Origin of the sequence: Psychrobacter pasteurii (assembly GCF_900162815.1) — a bacterium.
GTDB classification, from domain to species: Bacteria; Pseudomonadota; Gammaproteobacteria; order Pseudomonadales; family Moraxellaceae; genus Psychrobacter; species Psychrobacter pasteurii.
The window spans coordinates 1-9,662 of the sequence record NZ_FUGD01000051.1 but is presented as its reverse complement, the minus strand read 5'-3'; the positions used below and the strand labels follow the sequence as shown (position 1 = coordinate 9,662).

Sequence of the window (9,662 nt, the reverse complement as noted above, 5' to 3'; positions counted from 1 at the left end):
TGTAAGCTAAAATTAATCTTGCCATACTAAGCATATGAAAACACTCAAGCTACGCATTAAAGACAAACACATAAAAGAGCTGAATCAGCTAAGCGGTTCAGTGAACTTCGTGTGGAACTATATTAATGCACTTTGCTTTGAGCATCTAAAACGTACTGGTAAGTTTTTTAGTGCTTATGATCTAAGTGAGTATACCAAAGGAAGTGGCCAGTATTTAGGATTACACAGTCAGACCTTACAAGCTATCAATGAGACACACGCTAAATCACGTAAACAATTTAAAAAAGCCAAACTTAGCTGGCGTACCAATAGAGCTGATGCCAAGCGTAAATCACTGGGTTGGATACCTTTTAAAAAATCTGCTATCAAGTATCTAAGTACAAGACAAACAGGCAAAAAAGCACTTAAATCAACAATTCAGCTATCCTTATCTAAAGGTCAAAAGCTCCTCATCGATGTATTCGATAGCTACAACCTAAGCCTATATCAAATCAACACCTTAGAGATAGTACAAGACAGTCGTAATCGTTGGTATGCGTGTATTACTGTTAAAGACTCCCCCAAACAAGTAAGTGGTAAGGGCAGCGTTGGAATTGATTTAGGCTTAAAAGAGTCTGCAACCACATCAAATGGTGACAAGCTAACTATTAAGCAAACGCAAAAATGGGCGAATAAATTAGCAGTAGCCCAGCGTGCCAAGAATAAAAAACGTGTTAAAGCCATTCATGCCAAAATAAAAAATACAAGATTAGACTTAATTCATAAATTCACTACCCAATTAGTTAAGGATAATGCCTTAATTGTAGTTGGTGATGTTAAATCACGCTCATTTACCAATTCGATGACCAACCTAGCTAAATCGACATACGATGCAGGATGGTTTGAACTTAAACGACAACTGGAATATAAATGCAAGCATGCAGGTTGTCAGTTTGAGATCGTAAATGAGAGTTACACTACCCAGACCTGCTCGTACTGCCACAAAATAAGTGATAGTAGTCCGAAAGGTAGAGCAGGACTTGGAATAAGAGGATGGGCTTGTGCTGAGTGTGGCACATGGCATGATAGAGATATCAATGCTGCTAAGAACATCCTCGCGGTCGGGCTTGACCGTCTAGCTGTAGGAATCCCCTCGGTTTAGCGAGGGGAGGAAGTCAAAAGGTTCAGGCTATAGGCATTGTGCTTGTGTCATTATCTATATTTTTGGTGGCACATTTTGATCAGCGCACAACTGTTTCCTCTGCTAAAATGATTAAATAAAGCATAAGTGCTTGATTTCTTAGGCACTTAAGTTGTTAAATAATTAAATTAATAAGTAAAAAGCAAAAAAGCTTTTAAGATTTGGACGACTGTCTGTTTATATAGGAATAATAGCATATGGATTTTGCATTAACTGATGATCAGTTGGCGTATCAACAAACCGCGCGCCAATTTGCCCAAAAAGAATTAAAACCTAACGCCGCCGAGTGGGATAGAGACAGCTACTTCCCCGTTGATGTCATTAAAAAAACAGGCGAACTTGGCTTTTTAGGGTTATACACCAACCCAGATTATGATGGGTTAGGCCTTCCGCGCTTAGATTCTGCCATCGTCTTTGAAGAGTTGGCTTGGGGCGACACCGCCGTTGCAGCCTACATCAGTATCCATAATATGGTCACCTGGATGATTGGCGAATATGCCAAAGATGACGTCCGCGCTGATATTGTTCCTAGACTGGTCAGCGGCGAGTTACTTTCAAGTTACTGTCTCACCGAACCCAATGCAGGGTCTGACGCAGGCTCTCTTACCACAAAAGCTGTCAAACAAGACGGCGAAGATTTCTATCTATTAAATGGTGAAAAAACCTTTATCTCAGGCGCAGGCTCAACCGATATCCTAGTGGTTATGGCGCGCACTGGCGATGCTGGCCCTAAAGGCGTATCTGCCTTTGTGGTCGATGCACACAGTGATGGCATTAGCTACGGTAAAAACGAGCACAAAATGGGCTGGAAAGCACAGCCTACCCGCACCATTCATTTCAAAGACGTCAAAATCCCTGCCAAAAACTTGCTTGGCAGTGAAGGCGAAGGCTTTAAGTTTGCCATGAAAGGCCTTGACGGCGGTCGTATCAATATCGGTATCTGCGCAGTCGGTACCGCTCAAGCAGCATTAGAGACAGCACTAAACTATGTGCAAGAGCGCAAGCAGTTTGGTAGCGCTATCGCCGAACTACAATCTGTGCAATTTAAATTAGCAGATATGCTGACTCAAACCATTGCCGCCCGTCAGATGCTGTATTTAGCGGCCAATAAAGTCGATCAAAAACACTCAGACGCCACCACCTACTGCGCTATGGCCAAACGCCTAGCCACTGACTTAAGCTTTGCGGTTGCCAATGAAGCACTGCAATTGCATGGCGGTTATGGTTATCTGAACGAATACCCACTTGAGCGTCATGTGCGCGACCTGCGTGTGCATCAGATTTTAGAAGGCACTAACGAGATTATGCGCGTCATCGTGTCACGCAAAATGATGAGTGACGGTGCGTTAGACAGCTTACGTTAGTTAGTAAAAATACAAAATAGTTAATATAAAAAAATAGGGATATTATGAGCAATTACACCAACCTAGATCTTAAGATTGACGGCCATGTGGCCACCCTTACCTTAAATAACCCACCTGCCCACACCTGGACGGCAGAGAGTCTAGCCTCTTTAAAACAGCTGGTGACTGACTTAAATAACAACGATTCCGTCTATGCGCTAGTTATTCACGGTGACGGTGAGAAATTCTTCTCAGCCGGTGCAGACCTAAATACTTTTGCCGATGGGGATAAAGGCAATGCTATCTCTATGGCAATTGCATTTGGTGAAGCCTTTGAAGCACTATCGAACTACCGCGGCGTGAGCATCGCAGCGATTAATGGTTACGCCATGGGCGGTGGTCTAGAAACTGCTTTGGCCTGTGACATTCGTATTGCAGAATCCCATGCGGTGATGGCGCTTCCTGAAGCAGCGGTTGGCCTACTGCCTTGTGCTGGCGGTACTCAAAACCTACCTTGGCTGGTTGGTGAAGGCTGGGCCAAGCGTATGATTTTATGTGGTGAGCGTGTCGATGCAGACACTGCGCTACGCATTGGTCTAGTCGAAGAAGTGATCGAAAAAGGCGAAGGCTTGAACACAGCATTAAAACTTGCCCAAAAAGTTGCCAACCAATCGCCCGTATCGGTGACCTTATCCAAACAGTTAGTGCAAGCGGCTAGACACACACCACCTGCTTATAACCTAATCAATGAGCGTGAAGCATTCGTTAAACTTTTTGATACAGCAGATCAAACCGAAGGGGTAAATGCGTTTCTAGAAAAGCGTAAACCAACGTGGACCAACAAATAAATCCGTTTACTTAGACCTGTGTCACACGATTCCTGCACAGGTCTAAGCCCTCTTTTAAGATTAATCGCTTCACTACCAGAAGCACTGTTTTCAAAAGGGTTCTGCTATGCAAAACGAAACCTCTCAAGCTTCCGTACTGTTCAATACACATGCTACTGACTCAGGTCATGTCATTGGTGAAATGACTTTAAACTCACCTAAATCACTGAACGCCTTAAGCGTGGATATGTGTCAGCTAATGAGCGAGCAGCTCACACAGTGGCAAGATGATGACAAAGTTGTGGCCGTGTTACTGCGTGGATCTGGTGATAAAGCCTTCTGTGCCGGCGGTGATATTCGTAAGCTGTATGACAGCATGGTCGATAACCCACCGATGCCAAACCCTTATGCGACTGACTTTTTTGGTAGCGAATACGCCCTATATCGCCAAATGCATTTTTACAGCAAGCCAATTATCTTATGGGGCAATGGCATCATTATGGGCGGCGGTATGGGCTTAATGGCCGCCTGTAGCCATCGTATCGTCACTGAGACCACCAAATTTGCAATGCCTGAGATTAGCATTGGCTTATTCCCAGACGCATCAGGCAGCTGGTTCTTACAACGCATGCCGGCCAAAACTGGCCTATTTTTAGGCTTAACCGGTGCCCTGTGTAATGGCAGTGACGCTCAGTTTGCTAGCCTTGCCGAATACGCCCTACCAAGCGATGGCTATCAACAAGTGATTGATGCGTTGGCCAAAGCAGATTGGCAAGATAACTCCGACTCAAACACAGAGTCGAATGGCTTAACCACTGATGCCAGCCACACTACCAGTCAATGTTTATCAGCGTTATCGCAAAACACGCCTGCCGATTTAGCTCCCAGTAAACTCGCTGAGCACTGGCAAACCATCAAGGCGATGATGGTCAGCGGTGGCCTAAAAGAGATTGATGCCCTACTGCAGAACGATGAAGCGATTGCCAAACTTGATTCAGAGTTTGCTAATGATAAATGGGCGCAGCGTGCCTTGGCTACTTACCGTGCCGGCTGTCCGGTAACGGCTGCGCTAACTTATGAGCTGTATCACCGCGTGAAGGACTACTCGCTTGAGCAGATTTTGTATTTAGAAGCCAACGTCGCTGTGCACTGCGCCAATAACCCTGACTTTAGAGAAGGGGTTCGTGCGCTACTGATTGATAAAGACAAAAATCCAAACTGGTCACGCACATTAGAGAGCTGTCTAGATGATGCAGGCAGCGCCTATATCGCCAGCCACTTTGATAATCCCTACCCTGCCGGTAAGCATATCTTTGAAGACTGGTTAGGGTCAGACTCATTTGCAGCCAACTCGCTAACAGAAAAATAATTTATCCCTATACTCATCAAGGAGTGATGATATGACAGAGCAAACTACTCAGAACAATAATACCCATGTAGCCTTCATCGGTCTTGGTAATATGGGCGGACCGATGGCCAAAAACTTATTAAAACACGGCTACAACGTGACCGTATTTGATCTATCAGAGCAAGCACAGAAGCAACTGGCCGATGCCGGTGCAAAAACTTCAAGTTCGCTGCAGGAAGCTGTAAAAGGCGCCCAAGTTGTGATTACCATGCTACCTGCTAGCAAGCATGTGAAAACCGTTTATTTAGGTGACGCTGAAGCCAATGAACTAACACCGCAAGGGTTATTATCAGATTTACCGAGTGGTACGCTCGTTATTGATAGCTCCACCATTGATGCAGCAGAAGCTAGAAAAGTGGCCAGTATTGCCACGGCCAAAGGCATTGATATCGTTGATGCGCCAGTGTCTGGCGGCACAGCGGGTGCAGAAGCTGGTACGCTGACCTTCATCGTAGGCGGTGAAGACAGTGCCTTTAATCGAGCCGAACCTATCTTGCAGGCCATGGGCAAAAACATCTTTCATGCCGGCAGCAGTGGCGCAGGACAAGTCGCCAAGATCTGCAACAACATGCTTCTGGGCATCTTGATGAGTGGCACCGCTGAAGCCATTAACCTTGGGGTTAAAAATGGCCTAGACGCTGGAGTGCTATCAGAGATTATGCTTCAAAGCTCAGGACGCAACTGGACCTTAGAAGTTTACAACCCCTACCCTGGTATCTTAGAACAAGTGCCTTCAAGCCGTGGCTACACAGGCGGCTTTATGAGTCAACACATGCACAAAGACTTGCATTTGGCCTTGCAAGCTGCTGAAGATATCGGCGCTGAGGTTCCTATGGGCGCTCAAGCCACAGCCTTGTATGACGATCACATCAAAGAGCACAATGAAAAAGATTTCTCAAGCATCATGGCTCATTTTGACAGCAGCGTACTAAACCAGTCTTAATTGCTTTAAACGCTCACAAACAATAAGCCCAAGTCATCATGACTTGGGCTTATTTGTATTTACTCTCATTTCATCACTTAAGCTAACTTTAGCTTTGCAGCTCATAAACCAGAGTTTGAATATCTAGCGCCGCTTCACGTAAACGAGGCACCGTCTGCATCATATCCTCAAGTGATACCCGTACCGTTGGGGCATGCATATATAAAGACGCTAAGTAACGGTCTTTTTTATCTAAAATAGGCACAGAGACAGCGACCATTTCCGATATGAACTCTTCATTGTCGATACCAATACCTGTTTTGGCAATGGCATCTAAGGCTTTGTTCAGCTCATCAATATCGGTGATGGTATTCTTGGTGAATTTATCCAAGCTTAAATTTTGTAGCATTTTACTGCGTCTTTCAGGCGACAGCTGGCTCAGATAAAGCTTACCCGTTGCCGTACACCACATCGGTGATTTAGAACCTACTGGCAAATAAATCTGTAACGGCAAATCAGTCTTAGCACGATTGGTATAAATCATGTGCATATTGTGCGGCACACTAATCCCGCACGTCTCTTTTACATCACGTACTAGGCGCTGCAAAATAACATGGCGCTCACTATAAAACTGACGCTGCTGCCACAACTCGACACTCATATTGCGTACTCGGCGCCCAGCGACAATGCCGCCAGCGATATCTACCATAACAAACCCCTCTTCTATCAACTGCTGTAACAGTCGATGAATCGTGGGCTTAGGGATATCAAGCTGCTGCGACAGCTCCAGCGGTGTGATTGGCTTGGCTGCATAAGACACTGCTTCGATAATTTGCAGTACTCGAGTAATAGAAGAAACTTTTGCCATAGTAAACACACCTTCAGATTAAGGGTTATGTATGTTAACGGCGTTGTTCAACAACTAAGGAATCAATACCGTTATTTTGTAATCTTTGCTGCGCAGCCATCACATTTTGGCGGTTGGTTATAGTCGGTGAAACCACTTGATAAACCACCTGACCATTAGACAGCTTGTTCTTGACCACATGGGCATCCACACCCGCCATTAGCACTTGAGCACGGCGTTTATCCGCCTCTTCTGCACTGCTAAAGCTATTAATCTGTAAGATATAGCTTGGCTTTGCTGGCGCAGGCTTAGCAGCAGCTTGTGCTGCATTATTGCTCTTGCTGCCTCGTGCAGCCGCACCTTGATTATTGGCGCCCTGATTAGCCTCTGGTATTGGATCGTCATAGGTCCCTTCTTCTTCCACAATGACAATCTCTTGCTCACCGCTAGGGGCCTGCTGATTAGGCACAGGATTGATGGTTCTGTCTTCTGAGATACCTAAGTTTTCAGTATTACGAATGCTATTGTCACGATCTCTCGGCTCAGTTGTTGGCTGAGTTAACACCACGTCTGGCTGTAAATCACCGGTACTGGTAGAGGGCTCATCTTCTATAAATACCGCCTCATCCGGCAAGCTAATCATCTCTTGATCGGGGAGTAAATCATAGAATTCAAAGTCGTTAGTTTCAGACTTGGGCTGATTGATCGGCTCAACTGTGCGCTTTTCGACCTTAGTCTCTGCTCCAATATCAAATGGATTCCATAGATACAGTACCAAGATACACATTATGGTAATTACTGCGCCAACGAACATCCACAGTAGGCTTGCTGCCCCACCACTTTGGTGCCTTTCTACGGTACCTTTACCCTTGGGTCTTTTTGCTAACATAAATTTTCTCCATGTATGATTCAGTCAGGCCATGTTTTTTAAAATTGTAAATAGCCCTATAAGCCAATCATAGCAAATTAAACCAGTGATTAACTTATAGGGGATGTTAAGCATAGAAAACAATTAGCCCAAGCTCATCAACGGACTACTACATGCTGGTAGGGGCTGATAGCCCTAGTAGGCTCAAGCCATTGGCCAACACTTGACGCACAGCCTTAGACAGACGTAAACGGGCTTGCATTAAGTCTAGCTCTTCTTGGCTTGGCGTTTCATCAGCAATAATACTGACTGGTAAAATACGATTGTCGTTATACCAAGCGTGGAATAATGAGGCCAAATCTTTTAAGTAATTGGTCAAGACGTGTGGGTCATAACCAGTGGCCGCACGTTTTAAAGTAGCAGGATAAGCAGCCAATAGCTTAATTAGCTCACTTTCCGCTTCGGCACTCAGTAAGTTTTGCATGGCTTTACCTTGGGCATCATCCACATCGAAGCCTTTGGCAACAATCTTTTCAAGCACGCTGCACACACGGGCATGAGCATATTGGATGTAATAAACCGCGTTGTCTTTACTTTGTGACTTGGCCAGCTCTAAGTCAAAGTCAATGTGAACTTCTGGTTTACGAGCCACATAATAAAAACGCGCCGCATCATTACCCACTTCTGCACGCAGTTCACGTAAGGTCACAAACTTACCTGAGCGAGAAGACATTTGGATTTTCTCTTCACCGCGCCATAGCGCCACAAACTGAACCAAAATAACTTCTAAACGTTTTTCATCGATACCTAAGGCAGTTAGCGCAGCACGCACACGAGCGATATAGCCGTGGTGGTCAGCACCCCACACATTAATTACCGTATCAAATCCACGCTCAAACTTGTTTTTGTGATAAGCAATATCTGATGCAAAGTAAGTGGTTAGACCATTAGCACGGCGAACCACACGGTCTTTTTCATCGCCAAAGTCGGTAGAGCGGAACCAAGTGTTGCCATCTTTTTCATACAAATGACCTTTGCTTTCAAGCTCTGCTAATACCGGCTCAATCTCATCAGCAATCGATTTTTCACTAAACCACTGCTCAAAGCGAACGCCAAAGTCATTTAAATCATCTTTGATGTCGTCAAGAATTTCATTCAGCGCGGCATTTAAGAATACTTCGTAGCCTTCTGTACCTAAAGCTTGTTTACTGTTGGCAATCAGCACATCAATATGCGCGTTTTTATCGCCAGAAACCACTTCTTTTTCACCAGCTTCATTTACTGCAGATACTTCATCTTCTGGTGCATTGTCACTGATGACGCTGTAGGGATGTAGATATTTATCGCCACTTTCCGCTTTGATTTCTTCTGCGATATTGGTGACATACTCGCCTTGATAACCACCAACTGGGAAGCTAATCTCTTCGCCACACACCTGCAAATAACGAAGATAGGTACTGGTCGCTAAAATATCCATCTGACGACCGGCATCGTTGACATAGTATTCACGGGTCACTTGATAGCCTACTGCTTCAAGCAGGTTTGCCACACTCATACCAAAGGCAGCACCGCGGCCATGACCAACATGTAAGCTTGAGGTTGGGTTAGCAGAAACGAACTCTACTTGAATCTTCTTGTCAGAGAACTCATCCGTTAAGCCGTAACGCTCATTTTTATCAAAAATAACGTCTAATACCGCAAACTTAGCATCACTATTTAAAAAGATGTTAATAAATCCAGGTCCAGCTACTTCTAACTTAGCAATGCTGTCATTTTCAGGCAAAGCGGCGGTCAGCTGTTCTGCTAGAGCACGCGGGTTAGACTTCGCGGCTTTGGCAGCAGTTAAAGCGATGTTACTGGCATAATCGCCATGCTCAGGGCTTTTACTGCGCGTGATTTGACTGTTATTTTGCCAGTCATTCGGCAATATACCTTGATCAATCAGTACTTTGGCTGCGCTATCTAATAACGCAAAGATTTCATCAATTTGAGCTTGCGACATAATTTATTAAACTCTGAAGTTAAGTGAATATTAGATGGATATGATTTTACAGCAATACAGGGCGATAAGGTATTGCTAATATATTTGGAGCAACCGTTCCGAAAAACTTACCTAAACCTACTCACATAGTTTTAGCGTTTTCTTCCTGCTTCATAGACGTCTGCCATTGTGATTACACTCAGGTCTTACATCGTCTCCACAGGCTAACACGGTGGAACTCACCGCTTTTTTTAACCCATCAGTGATGGGTTAACACTTTATCTGC

General features: G+C 44.8%; 8 protein-coding genes. 5 read left to right on the top strand and 3 right to left on the bottom strand.

Annotation, left to right across the window (positions count from 1 at the left end):
• The first annotated feature begins 34 nt into the window (after positions 1-34).
• The 5 genes from A1232T_RS03045 (at position 35) to mmsB (ending at position 5,701) form a co-directional block, all read left to right on the top strand.
• Positions 35-1,141, top strand: a complete 1,107-nt coding sequence (locus A1232T_RS03045; protein WP_077448002.1) for an RNA-guided endonuclease InsQ/TnpB family protein — start codon at positions 35-37, stop codon at positions 1,139-1,141.
• Positions 1,142-1,377: 236 nt separating this feature from the next.
• Positions 1,378-2,544 carry an acyl-CoA dehydrogenase family protein gene (locus tag A1232T_RS03040; RefSeq protein WP_077448001.1) on the top strand — a complete coding sequence of 389 codons (1,167 nt, stop codon included), beginning with the start codon at positions 1,378-1,380 and terminating at the stop codon, positions 2,542-2,544.
• Between the two features lie 44 nt (positions 2,545-2,588).
• Positions 2,589-3,371 (top strand): enoyl-CoA hydratase, encoded by a 783-nt coding sequence (locus tag A1232T_RS03035; RefSeq protein WP_077448000.1) that lies wholly within the window; start codon positions 2,589-2,591, stop codon positions 3,369-3,371.
• Positions 3,372-3,477: 106 nt separating this feature from the next.
• Positions 3,478-4,719: an enoyl-CoA hydratase/isomerase family protein gene (locus tag A1232T_RS03030; RefSeq protein ID WP_077447999.1), complete on the top strand. Its 1,242-nt coding sequence runs from the start codon at positions 3,478-3,480 to the stop codon at positions 4,717-4,719.
• 31 nt (positions 4,720-4,750) lie between these two features.
• The gene (mmsB, locus tag A1232T_RS03025; RefSeq protein WP_077447998.1) at positions 4,751-5,701 is read left to right on the top strand and encodes a 3-hydroxyisobutyrate dehydrogenase; all 951 of its coding nucleotides are present in this window, start codon (positions 4,751-4,753) and stop codon (positions 5,699-5,701) included.
• An 88-nt stretch (positions 5,702-5,789) separates the two neighbouring features.
• Here mmsB and A1232T_RS03020 read toward each other — a convergent pair whose 3' ends face one another.
• The 3 genes from A1232T_RS03020 to argS all read right to left on the bottom strand — a co-directional run bounded on the left by A1232T_RS03020 (position 5,790) and on the right by argS (position 9,397).
• Positions 5,790-6,548, bottom strand: coding sequence for an IclR family transcriptional regulator (locus tag A1232T_RS03020; protein ID WP_077447997.1), 759 nt, complete (start codon positions 6,546-6,548; stop codon positions 5,790-5,792).
• 34 nt (positions 6,549-6,582) lie between these two features.
• Entirely contained in the window at positions 6,583-7,416 is an 834-nt protein-coding gene (locus tag A1232T_RS03015; protein WP_077447996.1) for an SPOR domain-containing protein, read from the bottom strand.
• Between the two features lie 148 nt (positions 7,417-7,564).
• Complete coding sequence (argS, locus tag A1232T_RS03010; protein ID WP_077447995.1) at positions 7,565-9,397, bottom strand: arginine--tRNA ligase; 1,833 nt, start codon at positions 9,395-9,397, stop codon at positions 7,565-7,567.
• Positions 9,398-9,662 lie beyond the last annotated feature (265 nt).

What these genes read in the sequence shown, in the direction of transcription:
- A1232T_RS03045 (WP_077448002.1), top strand. Translation starts at nt 35, where the DNA reads ATGAAAACACTCAAGCTACGCATTAAAGACAAACACATAAAAGAGCTG.
- A1232T_RS03040 (WP_077448001.1), top strand. Translation starts at nt 1,378, where the DNA reads ATGGATTTTGCATTAACTGATGATCAGTTGGCGTATCAACAAACCGCG.
- A1232T_RS03035 (WP_077448000.1), top strand. Translation starts at nt 2,589, where the DNA reads ATGAGCAATTACACCAACCTAGATCTTAAGATTGACGGCCATGTGGCC.
- A1232T_RS03030 (WP_077447999.1), top strand. Translation starts at nt 3,478, where the DNA reads ATGCAAAACGAAACCTCTCAAGCTTCCGTACTGTTCAATACACATGCT.
- mmsB (WP_077447998.1), top strand. Translation starts at nt 4,751, where the DNA reads ATGACAGAGCAAACTACTCAGAACAATAATACCCATGTAGCCTTCATC.
- A1232T_RS03020 (WP_077447997.1), bottom strand. Translation starts at nt 6,548, where the DNA reads ATGGCAAAAGTTTCTTCTATTACTCGAGTACTGCAAATTATCGAAGCA.
- A1232T_RS03015 (WP_077447996.1), bottom strand. Translation starts at nt 7,416, where the DNA reads ATGTTAGCAAAAAGACCCAAGGGTAAAGGTACCGTAGAAAGGCACCAA.
- argS (WP_077447995.1), bottom strand. Translation starts at nt 9,397, where the DNA reads ATGTCGCAAGCTCAAATTGATGAAATCTTTGCGTTATTAGATAGCGCA.